We start from the raw sequence: 23,456 nt of genomic DNA on the forward strand, positions 1-23,456 counted from the left end.
GGAGCGCCTCAGCAAGAGGATACTGTTCACCCCGTCAGGCAGGCCTCGACGGCGGCCCGGTCCAGTCCCTTGAGTCCGATGACGACGATCTCGCTCGACCGCTTTTCATCCACGCGCCAGGGGCGGTCGAAATAGCTGTTGAGCCTGGGACCAACCGCCTGGATCAGGAGGCGGCCCGACGCACCGTCGATGGCGGCGAAGCCCTTGAGCCGCAATATGTCGTGCTCGGCGATGAGATCCTCAATGCGCTTTAGGATCTGCTCGCGATCCCTGATTGCACCAAGCGACACCGAGAAGGTGACGAAGTCGTCGTGGTCATGCTGCACCTCGCCTTCCATCTCGTGATGGGAGAGGCGGTTATGTATGTCCTCCTCGGCGGCGGACGCGATGCCGAGCAGGGCCGAGGCATCGAGCGCGCCATGCTGGGTGGGAACGAGCTTGGCGCCTCTGCGGATCTGGCCCTTGAGATCGCCCGCGAGCTTCTCCGTCTCATGCGCCGCCAGGAGATCGGTCTTGTTGAGCACGATCATGTCGGCGCAGTTGAGCTGGTCCTCGAACAATTCCTCGATCGGATTCTCGTGGTCGAGATTGGGATCGGCGGCGCGCTGGGCGGCGACAGCTTCCTCGTCATCGGCGAAGCGGCCCTCGGCCAGCGCCTTGGCGTCGACCACGGTGACGACGCCGTCGACGGTGACGCGCGACTTGATCTCCGGCCAGTTGAAGGCCCGCACCAGAGGCTGCGGCAGTGCGAGGCCGGAGGTCTCGATGACGATGTGCTCGGGCGGGAGGTCCCGCTCGAGCAGCTTCTTCATCGTCGGCACGAAATCATCCGCGACCGTGCAGCAGATGCAGCCATTGGCGAGCTCGACGACATCCTCCTCGCGGCAGACTTCATCGCCGCAGCCTTTGAGGATCTCGCCATCGACGCCGATATCGCCGAACTCGTTGATGACGAGGGCGATCCGCCGCCCCTTGGCGTTCTGCAGGAGGTGGCGGATCAGGGTCGTCTTGCCGGCGCCGAGAAAGCCGGTGATGACCGTGGTGGGAATTTTCTGGAGCGACATTCTTCAGGCCTCTTTCACGAAGCGGTCCATGGCGAGACCGAGGAAGCCGCCGATCGCCAGCCACATCAGGGCCGCGACCGCCAGCGTATTGGCGGCGAAGGCCGCTGAAATGACCGCCGGCACAGCGCTCTCATGCGTGGGCGGCAACGGCGCCCCGATGATATGGGGAAGCGCCACCAGCACGACCGCTGCCACCTTCGCCCAGAGCTCATGGCGCTGGGTGAAGAGCCAGATGGCGAGACCGGTCGCCACGATCGTGCCCACCCACCAGACCTGGCGCGCGAAGAGGTCGCCGGCCGGCATGCCCGGCAACTCGGGCGGCAGGCTGGCGGCGGGCGCCAGATGCACCGCGAGGAAGCCGGCAAGCCCCCACAGCACGCCATTGCGCGGCGTGATGCGGATGCCGGCGATAAGGCTGACCCCCGCCAGCGCGGCGGCAAAGCCGGCGGCGGCGACGATGCTGGCGAGGAAGGTATAGGTCGTGCGCTCGGCGCCGTCGGCTGGCGCCCAGGCTTCGTGCTCGGCCTCGGCCGCAGGAGCCTGCTCAGCCGAAGCTGTCGTCGTTGTGGTCGCGGCGCCATGGTCATGCGAATGACCATCGCCGGCGTTTTCATACTTCTCGGCTTCGAGAATCAATGGCGTGAGCCGCACATGCTGGATCGCGCCATAGAACAAGCCTGCCGCGATCCCTGCCAGGAGCGCGGCGAGGATCACTCGCCCAATCATTTCGAGACCTGCTTAGTGGCAGGGAAAGCCGATGGAGTGGCGCGTGTCATGCGCCGCATTGTGCAACTGGTCGGCCTGGGCGAGTCCGACGCCGTAAAGCAACAGGACGCCGAAAGCCAGCGCGCTGAGGCCTGCGGCCAAACGCTGCGACATCGTCAAGGGAAGCGCGGAAATACGATCCGTGGTCATGAGCGAAACACCCTCCGTGTGCTCAAAGTTCAAGGTGAGGGCAGGGCCCTGGGTGGCCGCGGCAGGTCTCCTGACTTGCGATTTCGGGCGGAAGCACGCGGCCTTCCCGGTTGCCCAGTGGCCAAGTCTGCATGCGTCCTCATCGCTCACAGTTGCGGGGGCAGTCACGGTTTTGGCCCCGATTGGGTCATCCGCACCGTGTTCCCTGTTCGGTTTCTAGCCTTTTGGCATCGAAACACCGCGTGACTCATGGGTGCCACGCCCGTAACCGCCCGTCAAGGCTCGGCTTTTCCAAAGCGTATTTTGCAGTATTTTCCTATTGCCTTGGGGAGGATCCAGGGGTTATATTGATTGAACGTTCAATTAGAAAAGGAAGGTCACAAATGAACGCGATCGATTTTGGCGCGCCTAACCGACTTGCCGATGACGAGCGTGCCGGCCTTCCGCCCTGGACCTATTTCAACAAGGAACTCTTCCAGATCGAGCAGGACGAGCTTTTTCGCCGCCATTGGCAGCTCGCCTGCCATGTAAGCGACGTCCCCCAGGAGGGCGACTGGACGACCTTCGACATCGCCGGCGAGCGCGCTCTCATCGTGCGCGGCAAGGACAAGGTAGTGCGCGCCTTCCACAATGTCTGCCGTCACCGCGGCTCGCGCGTGGTGGCGGGCGAGAGCGGGCGCTGCAAGAGCGCCATGGTCTGCCCGTTCCATGGCTGGTCCTATAATCTCGACGGCACCCTGCGGGCGGTGCCCAAGGCCAAGACCTTCCCCAAGCTCGATCCCGTCACCCATGGCCTCGTCCCGCTCGAGCACGAGATCTGGCAGGGCTTCGTCTTCGTACGCTTCAAGCCGGGCCCGCAGGGCTCCGTCGCCAATCTCATGTCGCCGCATGAGAAGGAGGCCGCCGCCTACCGACTGGCCGAGGCCAGGCCCTATTCGCCGCAGACCCGCGACATACTGGAGGTGAACTGGAAGGCGGTGCGCGACGTCGACAATGAAGGTTATCACGTGCCGATCGCTCATCCCGCTTTGCACGACCTCTATGGCCAGCAATATAGGGACGGTCGCCCGTCGGACGGCGTGTCGCGCTCGGAAGGGCGCATCACCGGCGTGTCGCCGCGCTTCTGGAGCGTGCGCAACTATGTGAAGCACCGCCCCGACATGGGGCATCTGCCTGAGGAGGCGAAGGGGCGGTGGGTCTATCTCGGCATGTTCCCCAATCTCGTGATCATGCTTTATCCCGATCTCGTCGGCTATTATCAGGAGCTGCCGGTCGAAGTGGGCAAGACCATTCAGCGCATGGCCTATTACGCCCCGCCCGATGACCGCCGCGCGGCCAAGGTGGCGCGCTACCTGGCACATCGCATCGACCGCGTCACCGGCGCGGAGGACGCCCAGCTCATCAAATGGTCGTGGGAGTCGATGCAGTCCTCGGGCTTCTCGAGTATGATCCTGTCCGATCTCGAGGCGGGTGTGCGCGATTATCACGACACGTTGCGCGCCACGATCCCGGTCGCGGCACTCGTCAATGAGCCGGCCAAGGGGCAGGTCGAGACGATCAATCAGACGCTGCTCGCCACCCGCAACTAGTGTCCCGAATCCGAAGTTCCCCACAGCCTCCGGGACCTTCCGAGCGAACTTCGGAATCGGAAGGACACTAGAAAACTTAATGGTTCTAGTGTGCTTTTGAACGCGAAGTTCCTGTCGATGCTAGCCGCCTGATATCAGGAACTTCGCGTTCAGCACACTAGCGGCGGAACAGGGAGCCCCTTGCAGGCTTAAAGCCGGGCATGGCACAGTCATGCCAATAAGAATCTACAGGGAGGGTACCAAAGTGAAAGCGTTGAAACTGATGTCCGCCGCCTGTGCGGCGGGTGCTGCCATGCTGCTGGCGGCAGGCCTGGCTCAGGCCGCCGAGAAACTCGTGATCTCCAACTGGGACGGCTACATGCCGAAGGACCTGCCGGAGAAGTTCAAGGCGGAGACCGGCATCGAGCTTGAGGTCGCGGTGCATGCGACCAATGAGGAAATCATGGGCAAGGTCGTCGCCTCGAAGGGCGAGGGCTATGATGTGATCTTCGTCTCCTCGCCCTTCGCCGAGGCCTTGAACAAGCTCGGCATCGCCGCCAAGCTCGATCACAGCAAAATCCCCAATCTCGCCAATCTTTACCCAGAAGCCAGCCAGCTCAAGCACGATCCGGGCAATACCTTCTCCATCCCCTATAGCTGGGGTACCACCGGTCTCTGCTACCGCTCGGATGTGGTGAAAACGGCGCCAACGAGCTGGAACGATCTGCTCAAGCCCGCCGACGACCTCAAGGGCAAGACCACCATGCTGTCGACCGACCGCTGGCTGATGGCGGCGGGCGAGTTGGCGCTCGGCATGTCGGTCAACGAGGTCGATCTCGCGAAGCTCGACCAGGTGAAGGCGCTCCTCATCGACACCAAGAAAACCCTGCTCGCTTACGACGATACGACCTTCTATTCAAAGCTCGTCTCAGGCGAGGCCTCGCTCGTCCAGGCCTGGGATGGCTGGTGCAATTACGGCATCGCCGAGAACCCCAAGATCAAATATGTCGTACCCAAGGAGGGATCCGATCTCTGGGTCGACACGATGGTGGTGATCGAAGGCTCGAAGAACAAGGACGCCGCCTACAAATTTCTTGACTACATCCTGAAGGCCGATACCGGCAAATGGGTCGTCGAGAACATCATGTACAAGACGCCTAACAAGGCCGGCATGGACGCGATCGACAAGACCATGCTGGAGACATATCCGAACATGGCCATCCCGCCGGCCGATCTCCTGAAATACGAGCAGTTGCGCGATCTGGGCGACGGCATGAAGACATTCTCGAAGGTCGTCACCGAGATCACCTCTTCGAAATAGGCGAAAACCTTGCGGGAGCGGTCCCGGTTGGGATCGCTCCCCGAAACGGTGTCATGCCGCAAAGACTGGCTTCCTTTCTTCTGATGCTTCCCGGTCTCCTGTGGCTGGGCATTCTGATGGTGGTGCCTTGCGCCATTATCCTGGTGACCGCTTTCTACGACCGCGGCATCTACGGCGGCGTCGACTGGTCGGTCGCGACCCTGGGCAATTTCAGCCGCGCCGGTGAATGGCTCTATCTGTCGATCTTCCTCGATTCCGCCCGCATCGCCGCACTCGCCGCCTTCTTGGCACTGCTCGTCGGCTATCCCGCGGCCTACGCCATCGCCAAGTCGGTGCCCCGTCACCAGACGGCCCTGTTGTTCCTGGCGATGCTGCCCTTCTGGACGAATTATCTGATCCGCACCTATGCCTGGATCGTGCTGCTCAACCCGACCGGCCTCGCCAACAATTTCCTGCAATGGCTGGGCCTCACCAGCGCGCCCTTGCCGCTGCTCTACAACGAATTCGCCGTCATTGTCGGGCTTGTCTACAACTACGTGCCCTTCGTTATTCTCGCCGTTTATTCGGCGCTGCAGCGCCTCGACCCGTCTTATGCCGAGGCCTCGCGCGACCTCGGCGCCGGGGCGCTTACCACTTTCTGGCGCATCACCTTGCCCTTGACGGCGCCCGGCGTCGCGGCAGGAGCCGTCTTCGTCTTCGTGCTTTCGATCGGCAACTTCGTCACCCCGGATCTCCTGGGCGGCGGCAAGCTGCAGATGGTCGGTAATCTGATTTATGACCAGTTTCTGACGGCGCGCGACTGGCCTTTCGGCTCGGCCCTGTCCGTCATCCTGATCGCCGTGATGCTGCTCCTGCTGTTCGCGCAGGCGGTCGCCGCCAACCGGGCGCGCGGGGAGGGACGAGGCCATGCGTAAGGCCTATCTCGCTCTCGTCTATGTCTTTCTCTACACGCCGATCGCCGTGCTGATGATCCTGTCGTTCAATAAGGCGGGCATGCCCACAGCCTGGACCGGTTTCTCGACGGAGTGGTACGGGAAATTGCTGGAAAGCCCGAAAATCATCGCCGCCGCGAGGAATTCGCTGATCGTCGCCATCGCCTCGACGCTCATCGCCACGACGATCGGCACGCTGCTGGCGCTGGGCGTCGAGCGCCGCAAGGCCTCGTCCGGGCTCGACGCCTTGCTGTTCATGCCGATGATCATTCCCGACATTGTGCTCGCGATAGCACTTCTCTCCTTCTTCACTCTGGTGAAATTCACGCTCGGCCTGCACTCGATCATCCTGGCGCATGTGGTGTTCAACATCGCCTTTGTCTGCGCCGTGGTACGCGCCAGGCTCAAGAGCTTTGACTGGTCGCTGACCGAGGCTTCGCGCGACCTGGGCGCCGGCGCCTTGACCACCTTTCGCAAGATCACCTTCCCGCTCATCTGGCCGGCGGTGATCGCCGCCGCCCTCCTTGCCTTCACGCTCTCGGTCGATGAATTCATCATCGCCTATTTCACCGCCGGGGCCGGACAGGGATCGACCACCTTGCCGATGCAGATCTATGCGATGATCCGCTTCGGTGTGACGCCCGAGATCAATGCGATGGCGACGATCATCCTGCTCGTCAGCTTCGCGCTGGTCCTGATGGCGCAACGTTTCAACCGCGGCGCTGTGCCGGGGACATGACAATCTGAGAGCGGAGGCGAAAGGGAACGCATCATGGCGAAGAAGGCAGTGAAGAAGAAGGCGGCCAAGAAGACTGTAAAGAAAGTGGCGGTGAAGAAGAAAGCGCGCAAGGTCGCGAAGAAGCCGAAGAAGGTCATTGCGCTCTTCCCGGAAGCCGCCTTCGGACCAGCTCTCAATTCGGTCGGCATCGGTCAGGCGCTCGAGAAGCTCGGCCATAAGGTGGTGTTCCTGTCCGATCCGGGGTTCCTCGATGTGTATAAGGGCTATGGTTTCGAGGCTCATCCGGTCAATCTGTCCGAACCGCTGCCACCCGAGGAAATGGCGAAATTCTGGGTGGACTTCATCAACGGCCACATTCCGAACTTCCGCAAGTCTCCCTATGACCAGATCGACAACTATGTGAAGGGCTGCTGGGAGATGATCGTCGAAACGGCGAAATGGGCCGAGAAGGACCTGCCGGGCGTGCTCACCAGGGTCAAGCCGGATGTCGTCTGCGTCGACAATGTGATCCTCTTTCCGGCGATCAAGCACTATGCCCGCGACAACGACAAGCCCTGGGTACGCGTGATCTCCTGTTCGGAGAACGAGATCGAGGATCCGGATATCCCGCCGCATCTGTCGGGTTGCGGTGAGAAGGACAAGAATGGTTTCGCGCGCTATCGCGAGCGCTTCAACGATGTGATCGGGCCGATCCATGACAACTTCAACCAGTTCCTGAAGAGTGTCGGCGAAGCGGAGTATCCGCTTGGTCAGTTCTTCGAGGCCTCGCCGCATATGAATCTGCTGCTCTATCCATCCGCGGTAAAGTTCAAGCGTCGCCACAAGCTGTCGCCCAGGCAGTTCCAGTATCTCGAGGGCTGCGTGCGCAAGGATGCGCCTTACAAGGTGCCTAAGTTCAAGAAGAACAATGACAAGCCCTTGCTCTATGTGAGCTTCGGGTCGCTGGGCTCGGGCGATGTCGATCTCTTGAAGCGGCTCATCGTCACGATCGGAAAATTGCCGGTCCGCGCGCTGGTCAATGTGGGCGATTACATGGATCAGTACACCGATGTGCCGCCCAATGTGCATATCGACAAATGGTATCCGCAGCCTTCGGTCATTCCACAGGTCGACGCCGTCATCCATCATGGCGGCAACAACTCCTTCACGGAATGCCTCTATTTCGGCAAGCCCGCGCTCATCATGCCTTATGTCTGGGACGGCCACGACAATGCGACGCGGGTCGAGGAGACAGGCCACGGCTTCAAGCTCGATCGCTATGAGTGGACGGATGAGGTCATGGCCGACCGCATCACGAGGATGCTGACCGACAAGAAGATGAAGGCGAAGCTCAAGAAGACGTCCAGTGACATGCGCAAGCAGAAGGGGCCGGCGAAGGCCGCGAAGGTCATCGACGGGCTGCTGCGCCGCAGGAAGGCCGCCTGATGTCGAAGGGACTTGCATCGACCGCGCCCCATATAGCGGACCCCGCGTCTTATGCGGGACCGCTCAAGGACTGGGGGCATCAGCCCAATCCGATCGCCGGTGATTCCAAGAGCGACGGCGTGCTGCTGCACAAGGGGCCCAACGGTCAGCCGGAAGTGGGGCTCTGGCAATGCACGCCCGGCACCTGGCCGCTGTCGATCCCGCGCGATGAATTGTGCTACTTCGTCTCAGGGAGAGCGACCTACACGCATCAGTCGGGCGAGACGATCGAGATTGTTCCGGGGACGGCGGTACTGTTCCCGGCCGGCTGGACCGGAATCTGCGTGGTCCACGAGACCATGCGCAATGTATATATATTGAGGTAGAAACGAGGACTTCGCACTCACCTCTCATGCGTCACCCCGGCGAAAGCCGGGGCCCATTGAATAAGGCAAGCCGGGCGGCGCTGCTCGTTTGGCAAGACCGTAATGGATCCCGGCTTTCGCCGGGATGACGAAATGGGAGGGGACGATGTAACAGGAGCAAGAATGCCGACCAATCTCAATTCATCCGCGCCGCATATCGTCGATCCGGCGAACTATCCGGGCCCGTTTAAGGACTGGGGCGTCATTCCCACCATGATCGAAGGGGAGTCACGCACATCCGGCATCGTTCTGCACAAGGGACCAGAGGGCCAGAGTGAGACCGGCATCTGGATCTGCACGCCCGGCTATTGGAACTGCTATGTCACCAAGGACGAGTTCTGCCATTTCCTGACCGGCCGCTGCACCTATACGCATGAAAGCGGCGATGTGATCGAGATCGGACCCGACACCACGGCCTTCTTCCCGCAGGACTGGAAAGGCACCTGCCGGGTGCATGAGACGATCCGCAAAGTCTACATGATCCGGTAGCGCCCATGGATTTCGATCCGGCGGCCGGCCAGATATTCCGCGCCAATGACTGGACCGTTCCGGCCGGCGTGAAATTCCGCGACATCGTCAACCCGGCCGATCTCAGCATCGCCGGGCGCATCGCGCTTTCGACGCCGGCGCTCGCCGAGGAGGTTGCCGGCGAAGCCCTGGCGGCGCAGCGGTCATGGAAGCGCGTCGACGCCAAGACGCGGGCGAGGATGCTCCATGACCTGGCGGACTCGATCGCCAAGGCCGATATACACGACGTCGCGCGCCTCATGGTGCTGGAGATGGGCAAGCCTTATCCGGAAGCGATAGGCGAACTTCTCAATGTGGCGCCTGCCTTCCGCTATTTCGCCGAGATGGCGCGCGACGATGCCGGCAAGGTCGCCGGCACGACGCAGACGGGCTCCTTCCAGTTTTCGCGCTACGAGCCCTATGGCGTCTCCGTCCACATCATGCCGTTCAACTTCCCCATCCTCTTGATGTGTTGGACGGTGGCGGCCTCGCTCGCCGCCGGCAATGCCTGCATCGTCAAACCGGCGGAGGCGACGAGCCTGTGCACGCTCGCCTTCATGGAGCATTTCAGCAAGGTCCTGCCGCGGGGCCTCGTCTCCTGCCTCACCGGCGGCGCCGACGTGGCCCAAGCGCTGATCCGCTCACGGAACACCCATGCGGTGGCGTTCACCGGCAGTGTCACGAGCGGGCGCGCCGTCGCCATGGCCTGCGCCGAGAAGTTCAAGCCCTGCATCATCGAGGCGGGCGGCAATGATCCGATGATCATCTCGGAGCATGCGCCGCTCGATGTCGCGGTGCCGGGCGCCACCATGGCCGCCTTTCATCTGTCGGGCCAGATCTGCACATCGGCGGAGCGCTTCTTCGTGCATGAAAAGGTGCACGATGAGTTCGTCGATCGCATGGCGGCAATGGCGCGGACGCTGCGCATCGGCCACGGCCTTGAGGAAACAGAGCTCGGTCCGCTGGTGTCGGAGGCCGCCCGCGCCAGGTGATCCGCCTCGTCGGCGAAGCGCGGGAGCAGGGGGCGACGATCGTCTGTGGTGGCCGGGTTCCTGCTGAGCGCAATGTCGGGTGGTTCTATGAGCCGACCATTCTCACCGGCTGCACGCCTCATATGACGGTGATGCGTGATGAGATCTTCGGGCCGGTCGCGGCCATCTGCAAAGTGTCGTCCTTCGAGGAGGCGCTTGGCTTCGCCAATGACAGCGATTTCGGCCTCGGCGCCTCGGTCTTCACCACCGATCTGAAGGAAGCGATGCAGGCGGCGGAAACACTCGAAGCCGGCATGGTCTGGGTGAACAACCCGCTGATCGACAATGATGCCTTGCCCTTCGGTGGCTGGAAGATGTCGGGGCTTGGCCGCGAATTAGGCCGCCAGGGATTAGACGCCTTCCGGCGCTCGAAGATGGTCATCATCGACCATGAGCCCGCCGTGCAGGACTGGTGGTATCCCTATCCGAAGGACTGGTTCTATAAGGGAAAGGGCCGCATTTAGAGCAAATCCCGCCAAAGTTGAAGACTTTGGCGGCAGGGATTTGCTCCAAGATATTGATTTGGCGCGGATCCTTGTCGGCGAAGTGATTCCACTTCGCCGGGATGCGCGCTAGCGGCCCTTTCTGTCACTTCACCAGGATGTTGCTGAACTGCCAGGGATCGCGCTTGTCGATCTCCTCGGCGAACAGCGTCTGGCGGTCGGTGAGCGGGTTCCAGTCGGTATAGACGCCGGTCATCTGGCCGAGATAGGGCATCTGCACTTCGAGGCAGCGGCGGAAATCCATCTCATCCGTCTCAACGACGCCGGCCTTCGGATTCTCGATCGCCCAGACCATGCCGGCAAGCACCGCGCTGGTGACCTGGAGACCGGTCGCGTTCTGGTACGGCGCCAGCTTGCGCGCCTCTTCGATGGTCAGCTGCGAGCCATACCAATAGGCGTTCTTCTTGTGGCCATAGATGAGAACGCCGAGTTCGTCGCGTCCGTCGAGGATTTCGTCCTCTTCGAGAATATGGATATGCGACTGCTTCTTGCCGGCATTGCCGAACATCTCGTGCATCGACAGCACCGCGTCATTGCAGGGATGATAGGCGTAGTGGCAGGTCGGCCGGTAGGTGACTTTGCGGCCCTCACGCACGGTGAAATAATCGGCGATCGAGATCGCCTCATTATGGGTGACGAGGAAGCCATATTGCGGTCCGGGCGTGGGCGTCCAGGTGCGCACCTTGGTCTCGGCACCCGGCCGTGTGATATAGATCGCCGCGCCGCAGCCGGTCTTGTGCTTCTTGCCGCCCGGCGGCAGCTTCTTCTCATGCGTGCCCCAGCCGAGCTCGGCCGGCTGCAGGCCTTCCGAGATGAAACCTTCCACCGACCAGGTGTTGACGAAGGTGTCGAGCGGCTTGGGCTTCTTGGCGCGCTGCGTGTCGCGCTCGGCGATATGGATGCCCTTGACGCCGAGGCGCTTCATCAGCTTGCCCCACTCCTCGCGCGTCTTCGGCTCCTTGACCTTCACCTTGGTCGCTTCGGCGATGTCGAGAAGCGCCTGCTTCACGTACCAGGAGACCATGCCGGGATTGGCGCCGCAGCAGGAGACCGACGTGTGGCCGCCTTTGAACTTTTCCTTGATCGCCAGCATGCTCTCGCGCATCGCGTAATTGGTGCGCGCCGCGTTGTCGAGCTTGCTGTTGTAGTAGAAGCCCAGCCAGGGCTCGACGACCGTGTCGATATAGAGGGAGCCCGTCGCCTGGGCGAGCTTCTGGATGTCGACGGAGGACACATCGACCGACAGATTGACGATGAAGGCCTGGCCTTGGTCCGATTTCAGCAGCGGGGTGAGTATCGACTTGTAATTTTTCGGCGTGAGAGCCTTCTTGATGAAAGCGATGCCTTCCTTGTCGGCCAGGTGCTTGTTGTGATCATCCGGGTCGATGATCGTGAACTTGCTCCGGTCACAGGCGATATGGCGCAGGATGAGGGGGAGGGTACCCCGCCCGATCGAGCCGAGACCGATCATTACAATGGGGCCGTTCCAGGTCGCGTGTTGTGGCCAAAGGGTCATTTTATGCAAGCACTCCATTGAAATTGGGGATTGTCGCTCTTTAGCCGAGAGTTTTGTCGCACGACACCAGAAAATGCGCTAGTTTCCCCCGGAAACATGCGGGGTTCGGGACCTATGCAGAAAACACTGATTCTTCTTTCGGCGGCCATGGTTTTGGGCGCGTGCGCCGGGCGCTATGGCAATGACGAGCCGAGCTATCAGTATTGCGTGAGGCTGGCGCGCCAGGAAGGCCAGGTCATCAATTATATCGACACGACCCTGCAATACCGGAAAAGGCATTATCCGGGCGAGCAGACCGAAGCCGAGCTCAAAAAGGCCCATGCCGAGCGCCGCGATATCCACCGCGAAAGGCGCGATTTGGGTTGCATCTGAAACGCCAAGGCGAATTTCGCGCCAAAGTTGTATGTTCCGGCGACACGAATCTGCGCCAAGCACTTGAACTTCCAGCCGAACCGGCTGGAAGTTATCGTCCTTAAGGGGCGACTTGCCTAAAACTTTCCCTGCATTTGACCCAATAAACGCTCCCTTAACCTAAACAAGGCATTGTTGCTTTGTCAGTTGGTTCTTGGAGTTTAGGTATGCGTTCCTCTTCCGTGCGCGCCGTCGGGTTTCCGTCGAAAGCGTCGCTCCTTCTCAGCGTAGCGGCCGCCGTTTTGCTTTCGGCCTGTTCCGGCTCGGTTGATCGTTTCGCTGATTCCTCATCCTCCTCCTCATCGTCGGGCGATACGCTCTACACGGCTTCGGTCCCGAAGAGTGTTCAGGGCAGCGGCGGCGATACGGATGTCGCCTCTGCTTCCGACCGCGATACGGTTTCACGCCGTCCGTTGGGCAGCAACAGCAGCAAGGCCGCCGAGAACAACTACGCCAGCAACGGTTACAATTACCAGCAGACCTACAAGCCCGTTTACAAGCAGCCGAACCTTCAGCCCAAGGACTACCAGTCGGCGCAGACGGAGCCGTCCTATAACGAACAGCCGGCCGTGGCAGCCAAGTCCGGCAGCGTCCGTGTCGAGCCGGGCATGACCCTCTATTCGATCGCGCGCGCTAACAACGTGGCGGTAGGCGATCTGGCCCGCGCCAACAATATCGCCGCGCCCTATTCGGTGAATGTCGGGCAGAACCTGCGCATCCCGGGCCGTGAAACGGCCATGGCGCCGCAGCCGGCCAGCGCCAAGCCGGGCAGCACGCTGATGGCGGGTGGCGGTGAGCATACCGTGCGCTCGGGCGAGACTCTCTATTCGCTGGGCCGCACCTATGGCGTGCATCCCTTTGCCATCGCCAAGCTGAACGGCCTCGACAACAATGTGTCGCTCCGCCAGGGCCAGATCGTACGCATCCCGAAGGGTGGTTCGGCCGCGGGTTCGGCGGTTGCCGCCAAACAGCCGACAGCCCCCGCGACCTCTGGCGCGTCCAGCACTGTCGCGGCCAATGAACCGGACGACCAGTCCGATACGGATACGGCCGCCGCGGCACCGAAGCCGATCCAGCAGCAACCGCAGCAATTGGTGTCGGACAACCAGCCGGCGCAGGAAGCAGGCAGCCTCAGTTTCCGCTGGCCGGTCAAGGGCCGGGTCATTTCGAACTATGGCTCGAAGCCCGGCGGACTGCGCAATGAAGGCATCAATATCGCGGTTCCGGAAGGCACCGATGTGCGCTCGGCCGAGGCCGGTGTCGTCGCCTATGCCGGCAATGAACTGAAGGGCTACGGCAATCTGGTCCTCATCCGCCATGAAGGTGGCTGGGTCACGGCTTACGCCCACAACAAGGACCTCTTCGTGAAGCGCGGCGACACGGTCAAGCGTGGCGACGTCATCGCCAAGGCCGGCCAGACCGGCTCGGTGTCGAGCCCGCAGGTCCACTTCGAAGTCCGCAAGGGCGCCACCGCAATGGATCCGATGCGTTTCCTCAACAATTCGACGGCGTCTAACTGACATTTCCGCCGCTCCGAGGCTGACAGAAGCCCGGCCCCAAAAAGGCCGGGCTTTCGCTTGCGCGCTTGCGCGAAGTCTCCGATAGATAGCGGCTCAAAGCAGGGAGCCGGATATGATCGAGGTTTGGGGACGCCGCAGTTCGAGCAATGTTCAGAAGGTGATCTGGGCACTCGATGAACTCGGCCTGGAATTCAAGCGCCACACGGTAGGCGGCGGCTTCGGCGGCACGCACGATCCGTCCTATCTCAAGATGAATCCAAATGCTCTCGTGCCGGTGCTGCGCGACGGCGACATCACCATGTTCGAATCGAACGCCATCGTGCGCTATCTGGCAGCTCGCTACGGCGAGGGCGGCCTCCGGCCCACGGCGCCCAGGGCGCTGGCCGCCGCCGAACAATGGATGGACTGGCAGCAGCTCAATGTCGTGCCGCATATTTCGGCGATCTTCTGGAACTTGGTGCGCGTCCCGGCCGACCAGCGCAACGACACGGCGATCGCCCAGGCGAACGCCAGGCTCAAGGAAGTGCTGGCGATCGCCGATGCCACGCTTGGCTCATCGGCATGGTTCGCCGGCGACCAGTTCTCCTTCGGCGATATCGTTTTGGGTGTCCTTTACTGGCGCTATTCGCGCATGGACGGCGAGCGGCCCGATACGCCCAATATCAGGCGCTGGTTCGAGGCCTTGCAGCAGCGCCCGGCATACCGGAAGTGGGTGATGGTCGAGGTCGGCAACAATATCGCCGAGTGGAACGCCAACGAAAAGGCACTCGGATGACGCATCGGCTTTTCCGAAAAGTCTGGATGGCCGCCTCAAGCGGCGGCCATGGATTTTTCGGGCCGATGCTTAGCTAACGCATCGGCTTTTCCGAAAAGTCTGGATGGCCGCCTCAAGGTGCGGCCATGGACTTTTCGGGCCGATGCGTCGGATCAGCCTTCCGTTTTGACGCCCAGGCGGCCGGCGAGGTCCTGGACGAACTGCCAGGCGACACGGCCCGAGCGGCTGCCGCGCGTCGCCGTCCATTCGATGGCCTGCGCGCGCACGTCTTCCGGCTTGACGTCCAGATTGAAGCGCTTCACGTAACCATCGATCATACTTAGGAATTCCTCCTGCGAGCAATTGTGGAAGCCGAGCCACAGGCCGAAGCGGTCGGAGAGCGATACTTTCTCCTGCACGGCCTCCGAAGGGTTGATGGCGGTCGAGCGCTCATTCTCCATCATGTCACGCGGCAGGAGGTGCCGGCGATTGGAGGTCGCATAGAAGATCATGTTCACGGGCCGCCCCTCGATGCCCCCCTCGAGCGCCGCCTTGAGTGACTTGTAGGAGGTGTCATTGGCGTCGAAGGAGAGATCGTCGCAGAACACGATGAAGTAGAGCTCCGGATTGGCGCGGATCAGCATCATGAGCTGCGGCAGGCTTTCGATGTCCTCGCGATGGATTTCGACCAGCTTGAGGTTACCGCCCGTTTCCCCGTTGACCAGATGGTGGGCGGCCTTGACCAGGGAGCTCTTGCCCATGCCGCGGGCACCCCAGAGCAACGCATTGTTGGCGGGAAGCCCCTTGGCGAATCGGCGGGTATTGTCGATCAGGATATCGCGGGTCTGGTCGATGCCGCGCAAAAGCTCGATATCCACCCGGTTGACTTTCGCTACAGGCTCCAGCCGTCGATGATGGGCGTTCCAGACGAAGGCTGAGGCTGCCCCAAGGTCGACGGGGGGGCGGCGGGGCAGGGGCGAGTCTTTCCAGAGCAACGGCAATCCGGCTCAGAATGGCGGCATAGTCATCAGGGACGGTGTCTTTGGGCATGGCGCCGGTCCATAGCCTTAAGGGGTCCGGGCGGCAAGCAGCCGGGACGCATAAGCGGTTCCAGCCGGTTGCAATGGCCGGTTTCGTCGGTATATACCCCAGAACCCAAAACCGGGCGGCCTAAATCCCCGCCTTTCCGCCGCTCAGAGGAGACGACCTGAATGTTCATTACCCCCGCTTTCGCCCAGGCCACGGGGAGCCCCGGCACCGGCGACTTCATCGGCATGATCCTGCCGTTGGTGATGATCATGGTGGTCTTCTGGTTCCTGCTCATCCGCCCGCAGCAGAAGCGCCAGAAAGAACACCAGCAATTGATCAGCAAGGTCGCCCGCGGTGACACGATCGTGACATCGGGCGGCCTCATTGGCCGCGTATCCAAGGTCGTGGATGAGCGCGAGCTTCTGGTCGAAGTCGGAGAGAATGTGAAGGTGCGGGTCGTGCGTAGCGCCATTTCCGAGGTCCGGGCCAAGGGCGAGCCCATCAAAGACGACGCCGCCAAGAAGTAAGATCGGCCGCATGCCACATTGTTCCAGCCGGAGAGAATCTCACGATCTGGCCATCGCTTTTCGTTTCGGTGCCTTGCCGGCGCGATTGGTCTATATAGACGCGGGAAACGAAACCGCCGGCAGCGCCCGGGCGAAAAGGTCGGACCGTTAAGATGCTCAATTTCTCTCGCTGGAAAATCATCGCCATCCTGGCATCGATCCTGGCCGGCATTATCTTCGCTCTGCCCAATGTCCTGCCCAAGGACATGCAGGACAAGCTGCGCGAACACACGATCCTGCGGCCGATAACCCTTGGGCTCGACCTGCAGGGCGGCTCGAACGTCCTCATGGAAGTCGACCGCAAGGAACTCACCAACACGCTGATCGTGCAGCAGATGGGCGACGTCCGCGCCGCCCTGCGCGAGGCGCGCATTGGCTATAAGCTGAACCGCACGCCGAGTGGCGTCACCGTGCAGATCAACAATGCCGACGATGCCGACAAGGCCTACGGCGTTCTGCGCAATCTGACCCAGCCGATCGACACCGGCATGTTCGGCACCGGCGTCGCCAGCCATATCTTCAGCCTTTCCCGCTCCGGCCAGCAGTTCACCTTCGCCTTCAATGACGCCGGCCTCGAATCGCGCGTGAGCCAGGCGGTCGAGCAATCTCTGCGCATCATCGAGAATCGCGTCAACGGCACCGGCATCGCCGAGGCCTCCATCCAGCGGCAGGGCAGGGACCGCATCGTCATCCAGCTGCCGGGCGTCGGTGACCCCGACCAGGTCGTCAAGATGATCGGCCAGACGGCGAAGCTGACCTTCCAGCTCGTCTGCGAAAGCCAGCCCGTCAATCCGACGGACAATCCGCCACCCGAGTGCGCCGCCTATCCGATGAAGGAGAATCCGCAGCAGAATATGTGGGTGCAGACCTCGAGCGCCGCGACCGTCGACGGCGCCGATCTGAGCAATGCCTCGTCCGGCTTCGATTCGCGCACCAACGAGCCGATCGTCTCCTTCAAGTTCAACCAGAAGGGCGCGCTGCGCTTCGGCAAGCTCACCACTGACAATGTCGGCAAGCCTTTCGCCATCATCCTCGACCAGGAAGTCATCAGCGCGCCGCGCATCAACGAGCCCATTCTCGGCGGGACCGGGCAGATCTCCGGCAACTTCACAGTCCAGGAGGCCAATAGCCTGGCGATCGTGCTGAAGTCGGGCGCCTTGCCGGCCCGCCTTGTCGCGGTCGAGCAGCGTACCGTCGGGCCGAGCCTCGGCTCCGACTCGATCCGCGCCGGCGCCATCGCCTCCATTATCGCGCTGGTCGCTGTCATGACCTTCATGCTGATCGCCTACGGGCTCTTCGGCATCTTCGCCAATATCGCTCTCATCGTGAACCTCATCCTGCTTATCGGCATTATGTCCGTGGCGGGCTTCACGCTGACCCTCCCGGGCATCGCCGGCATCGTGCTGACCATGGGCATCGCGGTCGACTCCAACGTGCTCGTCTATGAGCGCATACGCGAGGAATGGCGGCACGGGCGAACCGCGTTCAATTCGATCGAGACGGGTTTCAAGGCGGCGCTCGCCACGGTGCTCGATCTGAATATCACTTCCTTCATTGCCGCCGTCGTCCTGTTCGGCGTGGGCTCGGGTCCGGTGAAGGGCTTCGCTATCGCGCATGCGATCGGCATCATCACCACCGTATTCACGGCCTTCACCGTCACCCGGCTCATCGTGTTCTGGTGGGTCAGGACGACCAAGCCCAAAGAGGTTCCGCTGTAAGCGGGAGATCATATGTTCAAGCCTATTCGCTTCATTCCGGACGACACCAAGATCAGGTTCATGCTCTGGAGCCGGTACGGCTATTTCGCCTCCGGCATCGCCTGTCTGGCCTCCATCCTGCTTTTCGTCTTTGTCGGTCTCAATTACGGCGTCGATTTCAAGGGCGGCACGGTCTTCGTCATCCGCACCGAGCAGCCCGCCAATCTCGACGAGTTGCGCTCAAAAGTGAACAGCCTGGGCTTCGGCGATGCGGAATTGCAGGAATTCGGCACCGGCGGCCATGAGGTGCTGATCCGTCTGCCGACCATCGAAGGCGGCGAGGATGTGCAGCGCAACGTCCAGACCAAGGTGAAGGAAATTCTGGGGGCAGGGGTCGAGTATCTCTCCATCGATGTCGTCGGCCCGAAGGTTTCGGGCGAGCTGGCGGAATGGAGTATCTTCGCCGTGCTCATCGCCATCATCGGGATCCTGATCTACATATGGTTCCGGTTCGAATGGCAATTCGCCATCGCGACGGTGATGTCGTTGCTGCACGACGTCCTGCTGTCGATCGGCTTCTTCATCCTGATCAAGATCGAATTCAACCTGCAGCTCATCGCGGCACTGCTCACCATCGTCGGTTATTCGCTCAACGATACCGTCGTCGTCTTCGACCGTGTCCGTGAATATCTGCGCAAGTACAAGCAGATGCCGTTGGCCGACCTGATCGACTTCTCGGTCAACAGCGTTTTGCCGCGTACCCTCCTGACTTCGGTCACCACGCTTCTGGCCCTGATCTCCCTCTATATCTTCGGCGGCGAAGTGCTGAAGGGCTTCACGCTCGCCATGATCTGGGGTGTCTGCGTCGCGACCTATTCGTCGATCTTCTCGGCCGCCTCGCTGCTGGCGCTGCTCGGCGTGAACCGCGATGCGATCCAGGTAGGGGGCGCTCCCGAGGCGGCGAAGGCCAAGACCGGTGACAAGGTGAGCCGCAAGCCGGCCCCGGCGCGTCCGTGACCCGGGGTGCATGCCCGGCGTGATCGGAGGATCATGGCAGAGGACAACCGGTTCTTCCCGCATCGGGCTCCCATCGATTCCTATGGGAATGGCGGCTTCCGTTTTGGCGGTATGTCGCATCAGGGATCGATCCTGATCCTGGGCGACGGCATGCATGCCTGGACGGCGACGCGCTTCGCCGATGTGACGGTGGCGGACTTCGCCATGGTGCTCGAAGCGCAGAAGCGGCCTTACTCCTTCATTCTGGGGACCGGTACGGCGGCGCCCGCACCGTCGCGGCCCCTGATCGCCGCCTTCGACAAGGCCGGCATCGGCCTGCAGATCATGACCACGGGGGCGGCGGTCCGCACCTATAACATCCTGCTGGGCGAGAACCGTGACATCTGGGCCGGCCTGATTGCCGTCGACACGGTGCGATGAGCGCCGACTACTGCCATGTGCTGGTGCGCCAGGGCGACAAGGACCGCTATCTGTCGACCCTTCTGGCGCCCGATGCCAAGCGGGCACAGCTCCTGGCGCTCTATGCCTTCAATATCGAAATCGCCCGCATCCGCGAAACAGTGAGCGAGGCCGCCCTTGGAGAGATCCGTCTGCAATGGTGGACCGACGCTGTCGAGGCCCTCTATGCCGGCGAGAAGGAGGGCCATCCGGTCATCGAGGCCCTGGCGCCGGTCATCACCGAGGCGGGACTTCCAAAGCACGCGCTCATCAACATGATCGAGGCCCGGCGCTTCGATCTCTATGACGACCCCATGCCGAGCCTGCAGCAGCTCGAGGGTTATCTCGGCGAAACCTCCTCGATGCTGATCCAGCTTTCGGCGATGATCCTGGATAAAAACAGGGCGCAGCGTCTCGGCGATATTTCGGGGCTCGCCGGCGTCGCCATGGGCATCACCGGCCTGTTGCGCTCCCTGCCGTTGCAGCGCAAGCGCGGCCAGTGCTATGTGCCGGCCGAGATGCTTGTCCGCCATGGCCTGACGCCGGCGCATCTCTTGTCCGGGCGCGATCCCGAGGCCATCGCCAAGGTGCTTGCCGAATTGCGCGCCCATGCGCAGACGCGTCTCGGCGAGGCGCGGGCGCTGACCGGCGTGCTCACGCCGGAGGTCATTCCCGCCTATCTGCCGGCGAGCCTCACCGAACTCTATCTCAAGCGTCTGGCCAGGCTGGGGGCGGGCGCCCTGACCGAGATCGCCGAGATCGCGCAATGGCGGCGGCAATGGGCGCTGTACAGAAGAGCGCGATCCCAGACATTGTAACGCCACAATCGGCCCCTCACAGTCCGTTGTGAGATAGCCACGGAGTCTCCATGAGTCTCGCCGACCGCCTGCACCGTCTGGTCCCGGATCTCTCCGCTTCGCTCGCCCGCTTTCCCGTTCCAGCCGCCGTCTCCGTCCTGCTTGTCGTCTATGCCAATCTCGATGTCGCCGGCATCGCCAGCAACGGCACGAATTCCGACAACCAGGTCTATCTCGGAGGTGCCGCGGCTTTCATCGCGGCGGGAGCGGCGCATTATTTCGCCCAGTGTCGCGGCCTGTCACGTTCGGCCGAGTTGATCCTGGCGCTTTTCGCCGCGCTGGCCGCCAGCGCCTTGGCCTATTGGGACGTCTATCTGAGCTCGTCGCATCTCTTCCTCTTCGCCGGCCTGCTGCCGCTCCTGATGATCGCGGGCTTCCTCAGATCGGACGCGAAGCAGGGGGCGCTCTGGCTCTTCAACCTGCGGCTCGGACTCGCGGTGCTGCTGGCCGCGATCGTCGGCCTCATTTTCGCGGGCGGCATATCGGCAATCCTGGCGAGTCTCGAATTCCTCTTCAATGTCGACCTGCCATGGAAGGCGCATGAGCATGTCTGGGTCACCGCCGCGACCCTCATCGCGCCCCTCTTCGAATTGTCCCTCATGCCGGCGCGCCTCGATGAGGAGGTAGCGCTGACCGGCGGGCGCGACACACTCATCGAGCGCGGCGTCTCGGTCCTCGTCAACTACATCATGGTGCCGATCGCCGTTATCTACACGCTGATCCTGCATGCCTATGCGGTGAAGATCCTCATCGACGGCGCCCTGCCCAAGGGCCAGATCGCGCTGATGGTGTCGATCTTCGCGGTGGGCGGCACCGCGACCTGGCTGATCGCCTGGCCGTGGCGCGAGAGCGGCACTATCCTGCTGCGTTTCTTCATGCGCTACTGGTTCTGGTTCACCATCGTGCCGGTCATCCTGCTCACGATCGCGATCTGGGAGCGCATTTCCACTTATGGCGTGACGCCCGAGCGCTATGGCATCGTCGTCATCGCGGTGTGGCTCGCTTTCGTGATGCTCTATCTCGCGATCCGACGCAACCGCGCCGATATGCGGGCACTTCTCGGAAGTTTCGCCGTCCTGGTGCTGATCGGATCGACGGGGCCCTGGGGCGCCAACGGCCTGTCGATCGAAAGCCAGTTCGGACGCCTTGTCGGCTATTTCGAGACGGAGAAGATCCTGACGCCGGAGGGCAAGGTCGTCGATCAACCGCTGACCTTGAGCGTGGAGAGCAAGCGCGAGATCGACAGCATTCTCTGGTCGTTGAACCAGATGGGTGGTCTCGACAAGCTCAGGCCGTTCTTCGCCGGCCGCAAGGACGATCCCTTCATCGATGCGGCGACGGGCTGGGATGCGATGACCCAGATCCGGAAGCTGCTCGGCCTCGATATCTATACGCCGGCGGCCGATCAGGTGAGCTTCGGCGCCGACATGCCCTTCATGCAGGATATCACCGGGCAGGGCCGTCTCGTCGGACCGATCCAGGTCCGCATGAAGGCGGCCGATACCCCGCAGGCGCAGATCTGGGCCAAGACCGACGGCCAGACTCTCGAAATCACGGTAGGCGCGCAGAAATGGTCCATCCCCGTGAAGCCCGTGATGGAAAGGGTTAAGGCCGCAACAACGCCACCGGTCCGCTCGTCGGAGCAGCAGCCCGTTATTTATGAGGCGGAGCCCGGCCTGACGCTGGTGATCATCAATGCGTCGGGCGAGATCAGCGACAAGCCCAGTTATCTCAATCTGGGCTTCTGGATCATTCTGCGGCAATAGCCGGCATCGGACCCAGCCACTGGTCGAAATCGCGCAGCGCGCGCGCCGTATAAGCGTGCTTGCGGGCGATCTGCTTGTCCTTGCCGCGCGGCTTCTTGCCGTCCGGACCTTTGGGTATCTCGACCGGCGGGAAGAGGCCGAAATTGACGTTCATCGGCTGGAACGAGCCCGTATTGTTGTCGGTCGTCTCGATATGGCCGCCGGTGATGTGGTTGATGAGCGCGCCATGGCCGGTGGTGGCGGGCGGCGGCGAGAAGTCACGTCCCAAACGCTCGGCGGCTGCCATGCGGCCCGCCATGAGCCCCATCGCGGCGCTCTCGACATAGCCCTCGACACCGGTGATCTGGCCGGCAAAACGCAAGCGTGGAGAGGCTCTTAACCGCAAGCGCTCGTCCAGAACCTTGGGACTGTTGAGGAAGGTGTTGCGGTGCAGGCCGCCCAATCTGGCGAACTCGGCATTTTCGAGGCCTGGAATGGTCTTGAAGACGCGCAGCTGCTCGCCATGCTTCAGCTTGGTCTGGAAGCCGACCATGTTGTAGAGCGTGCCGAGCTTGTTGTCCTGGCGCAGTTGCACCACGGCATAGGGCTTCGTGTCGGGCTGATGCGCATTGGTGAGGCCGCGCGGCTTCATCGGGCCGTGGCGCAACGTCTCCGGCCCGCGCTCCGCCATCACCTCGATCGGCAGGCAGCCGTCGAAATAGGGCGTCGATTTTTCCCATTCCTTGAAGTCGGTCTTATCGCCCGCGATCAGCGCGCCGATGAAGGCATCATACTGCTCGCGCGTCATCGGGCAGTTGATATAGTCCTTGCCGGTGCCGCCCGGCCCCTGCTTGTCGTAGCGCGACTGGAACCAGGCGACATTCATGTCGATCGTGTCGCGATGGACGATGGGCGCGATGGCGTCGAAGAAGGCGAGGCCCTGATCGCCGGTGAGCGCCTGGATCGCGCCCGCGAGTGCCGGCGAGGTGAGGGGACCGGTGGCGACGATCACATTGTCCCAGTCCTCGGGCGGCAGGCCCGCGACTTCGCCGCGCGCGATGGTGATGAGCGGATGGGCGTGCAGCGCTTCGCTGACACCGTCTGAGAATCCATCGCGGTCGACGGCGAGCGCGCCGCCCGCCGGCACCTTGTGGCGGTCGCCCATGCGCATGATGAGCGAGCCGGCGCGGCGCATCTCCTCATGCAGGAGGCCCACGGCATTGCTTTGCGCGTCGTCGGAGCGGAAGGAGTTGGAGCAGACGAGCTCGGCCAGGCCTTGCGTCTTGTGGGCGTCGGTCATGCGCTCGGGGCGCATTTCATGGAGGACGACCGGTACGCCGGCATGCGCCGCCTGCCAGGCCGCCTCGCTGCCGGCGAGACCGCCGCCGATGATATGTATGGGCTTCAGTGTCATGGCCGGGGACCTATCATGCCGGGCCTAAGATTACCAACCCGAAGCCTAGCGCGGGATGCGAAAAAGTGGGTACCGGTTTTTCG

21 protein-coding genes, 2 pseudogenes and 1 riboswitch are annotated in these 23,456 nt (G+C 62.2%); of the genes and pseudogenes, 17 read left to right on the top strand and 6 right to left on the bottom strand.

Translation table 11 applies throughout. The features are described from left to right. Positions 1-26: 26 nt before the first annotated feature. The 3 genes from cobW to G5V57_RS28155 are packed head-to-tail and all read right to left on the bottom strand — an operon-like array spanning position 27 to position 1,979. Complete coding sequence (gene cobW / locus G5V57_RS28145; protein ID WP_165171595.1) at positions 27-1,064, bottom strand: cobalamin biosynthesis protein CobW; 1,038 nt, start codon at positions 1,062-1,064, stop codon at positions 27-29. Positions 1,065-1,067: 3 nt separating this feature from the next. Next, the gene (locus tag G5V57_RS28150; RefSeq protein WP_165171596.1) at positions 1,068-1,790 is read right to left on the bottom strand and encodes a CbtA family protein; all 723 of its coding nucleotides are present in this window, start codon (positions 1,788-1,790) and stop codon (positions 1,068-1,070) included. A 12-nt stretch (positions 1,791-1,802) separates the two neighbouring features. Then, complete coding sequence (locus G5V57_RS28155; protein ID WP_165171597.1) at positions 1,803-1,979, bottom strand: CbtB domain-containing protein; 177 nt, start codon at positions 1,977-1,979, stop codon at positions 1,803-1,805. Positions 1,980-2,021: 42 nt separating this feature from the next. Beyond that, positions 2,022-2,237: riboswitch (cobalamin riboswitch) on the bottom strand. Between the two features lie 125 nt (positions 2,238-2,362). On the opposite strand from G5V57_RS28155, the gene G5V57_RS28160 reads away from it, so the two are divergent. The 8 genes and pseudogenes from G5V57_RS28160 (at position 2,363) to G5V57_RS28195 (ending at position 10,370) form a co-directional block, all read left to right on the top strand. Further along, complete coding sequence (locus tag G5V57_RS28160) at positions 2,363-3,568, top strand: aromatic ring-hydroxylating dioxygenase subunit alpha (protein ID WP_165171598.1); 1,206 nt, start codon at positions 2,363-2,365, stop codon at positions 3,566-3,568. Between the two features lie 244 nt (positions 3,569-3,812). Continuing rightward, positions 3,813-4,868 carry a spermidine/putrescine ABC transporter substrate-binding protein gene (locus G5V57_RS28165; protein WP_246737402.1) on the top strand — a complete coding sequence of 352 codons (1,056 nt, stop codon included), beginning with the start codon at positions 3,813-3,815 and terminating at the stop codon, positions 4,866-4,868. 53 nt (positions 4,869-4,921) lie between these two features. Continuing rightward, entirely contained in the window at positions 4,922-5,782 is an 861-nt protein-coding gene (locus G5V57_RS28170) for an ABC transporter permease (RefSeq protein ID WP_246737403.1), read from the top strand. Further along, positions 5,775-6,539 carry an ABC transporter permease gene (locus tag G5V57_RS28175; RefSeq protein WP_165171600.1) on the top strand — a complete coding sequence of 255 codons (765 nt, stop codon included), beginning with the start codon at positions 5,775-5,777 and terminating at the stop codon, positions 6,537-6,539. The genes G5V57_RS28170 and G5V57_RS28175 overlap by 8 nt, the downstream gene beginning before the upstream one ends. A gap of 33 nt (positions 6,540-6,572) precedes the next feature. Next, positions 6,573-7,964, top strand: a complete 1,392-nt coding sequence (locus G5V57_RS28180; RefSeq protein ID WP_165171601.1) for a glycosyltransferase — start codon at positions 6,573-6,575, stop codon at positions 7,962-7,964. Then, positions 7,964-8,329 carry a cupin domain-containing protein gene (locus tag G5V57_RS28185; RefSeq protein ID WP_165171602.1) on the top strand — a complete coding sequence of 122 codons (366 nt, stop codon included), beginning with the start codon at positions 7,964-7,966 and terminating at the stop codon, positions 8,327-8,329. The genes G5V57_RS28180 and G5V57_RS28185 overlap by 1 nt, the downstream gene beginning before the upstream one ends. 252 nt (positions 8,330-8,581) lie before the next feature. Then, complete coding sequence (locus tag G5V57_RS28190) at positions 8,582-8,857, top strand: cupin domain-containing protein (RefSeq protein ID WP_246737742.1); 276 nt, start codon at positions 8,582-8,584, stop codon at positions 8,855-8,857. 5 nt (positions 8,858-8,862) lie between these two features. Then, positions 8,863-10,370: pseudogene (locus G5V57_RS28195) on the top strand (aldehyde dehydrogenase). A gap of 124 nt (positions 10,371-10,494) precedes the next feature. Here G5V57_RS28195 and G5V57_RS28200 read toward each other — a convergent pair. Then, a complete protein-coding gene (locus G5V57_RS28200; RefSeq protein ID WP_165171604.1) occupies positions 10,495-11,925 on the bottom strand; it encodes a homospermidine synthase in 1,431 nt (476 codons plus the stop codon). Positions 11,926-12,039: 114 nt separating this feature from the next. Between G5V57_RS28200 and G5V57_RS28205 the strand changes: the two genes are divergently transcribed. From G5V57_RS28205 to G5V57_RS28215, 3 genes are all read left to right on the top strand, one after another. Then, complete coding sequence (locus G5V57_RS28205) at positions 12,040-12,297, top strand: hypothetical protein (protein ID WP_165171606.1); 258 nt, start codon at positions 12,040-12,042, stop codon at positions 12,295-12,297. Positions 12,298-12,503: 206 nt separating this feature from the next. Further along, on the top strand, positions 12,504-13,856 hold the full coding sequence (locus G5V57_RS28210) for a LysM peptidoglycan-binding domain-containing M23 family metallopeptidase (protein WP_165171607.1): 1,353 nt from the start codon (positions 12,504-12,506) through the stop codon (positions 13,854-13,856). Positions 13,857-13,968: 112 nt separating this feature from the next. Further along, positions 13,969-14,631: a glutathione S-transferase family protein gene (locus tag G5V57_RS28215; protein ID WP_165171608.1), complete on the top strand. Its 663-nt coding sequence runs from the start codon at positions 13,969-13,971 to the stop codon at positions 14,629-14,631. 152 nt (positions 14,632-14,783) lie between these two features. On the opposite strand, the pseudogene G5V57_RS28220 reads toward G5V57_RS28215, so the two are convergent. After that, positions 14,784-15,660, bottom strand: a pseudogene (locus tag G5V57_RS28220) (ATP-binding protein). Between the two features lie 161 nt (positions 15,661-15,821). Here G5V57_RS28220 and yajC point away from each other — a divergent pair. The 6 genes from yajC to G5V57_RS28250 all read left to right on the top strand — a co-directional run bounded on the left by yajC (position 15,822) and on the right by G5V57_RS28250 (position 21,980). Next, a complete protein-coding gene (gene yajC, locus G5V57_RS28225) occupies positions 15,822-16,166 on the top strand; it encodes a preprotein translocase subunit YajC (protein ID WP_165171609.1) in 345 nt (114 codons plus the stop codon). 152 nt (positions 16,167-16,318) lie between these two features. After that, complete coding sequence (secD, locus tag G5V57_RS28230; protein ID WP_165171610.1) at positions 16,319-17,923, top strand: protein translocase subunit SecD; 1,605 nt, start codon at positions 16,319-16,321, stop codon at positions 17,921-17,923. A gap of 12 nt (positions 17,924-17,935) precedes the next feature. Beyond that, positions 17,936-18,919: a protein translocase subunit SecF gene (gene secF, locus G5V57_RS28235; RefSeq protein WP_165171611.1), complete on the top strand. Its 984-nt coding sequence runs from the start codon at positions 17,936-17,938 to the stop codon at positions 18,917-18,919. Between the two features lie 33 nt (positions 18,920-18,952). Then, on the top strand, positions 18,953-19,339 hold the full coding sequence (locus tag G5V57_RS28240) for an Mth938-like domain-containing protein (RefSeq protein ID WP_165171612.1): 387 nt from the start codon (positions 18,953-18,955) through the stop codon (positions 19,337-19,339). Beyond that, on the top strand, positions 19,336-20,175 hold the full coding sequence (locus tag G5V57_RS28245; RefSeq protein ID WP_165171614.1) for a phytoene/squalene synthase family protein: 840 nt from the start codon (positions 19,336-19,338) through the stop codon (positions 20,173-20,175). The genes G5V57_RS28240 and G5V57_RS28245 overlap by 4 nt, the downstream gene beginning before the upstream one ends. Before the next feature lie 50 nt (positions 20,176-20,225). Continuing rightward, positions 20,226-21,980, top strand: coding sequence for a DUF4153 domain-containing protein (locus G5V57_RS28250; protein ID WP_165171616.1), 1,755 nt, complete (start codon positions 20,226-20,228; stop codon positions 21,978-21,980). Here the strand turns inward: G5V57_RS28250 and trmFO are convergent. After that, complete coding sequence (trmFO, locus tag G5V57_RS28255) at positions 21,964-23,373, bottom strand: methylenetetrahydrofolate--tRNA-(uracil(54)-C(5))-methyltransferase (FADH(2)-oxidizing) TrmFO (protein ID WP_165171618.1); 1,410 nt, start codon at positions 23,371-23,373, stop codon at positions 21,964-21,966. The genes G5V57_RS28250 and trmFO overlap by 17 nt on opposite strands. Positions 23,374-23,456 lie beyond the last annotated feature (83 nt).

The organism is Nordella sp. HKS 07, from assembly GCF_011046735.1.
GTDB lineage: Bacteria > Pseudomonadota > Alphaproteobacteria > Rhizobiales > Aestuariivirgaceae > Taklimakanibacter.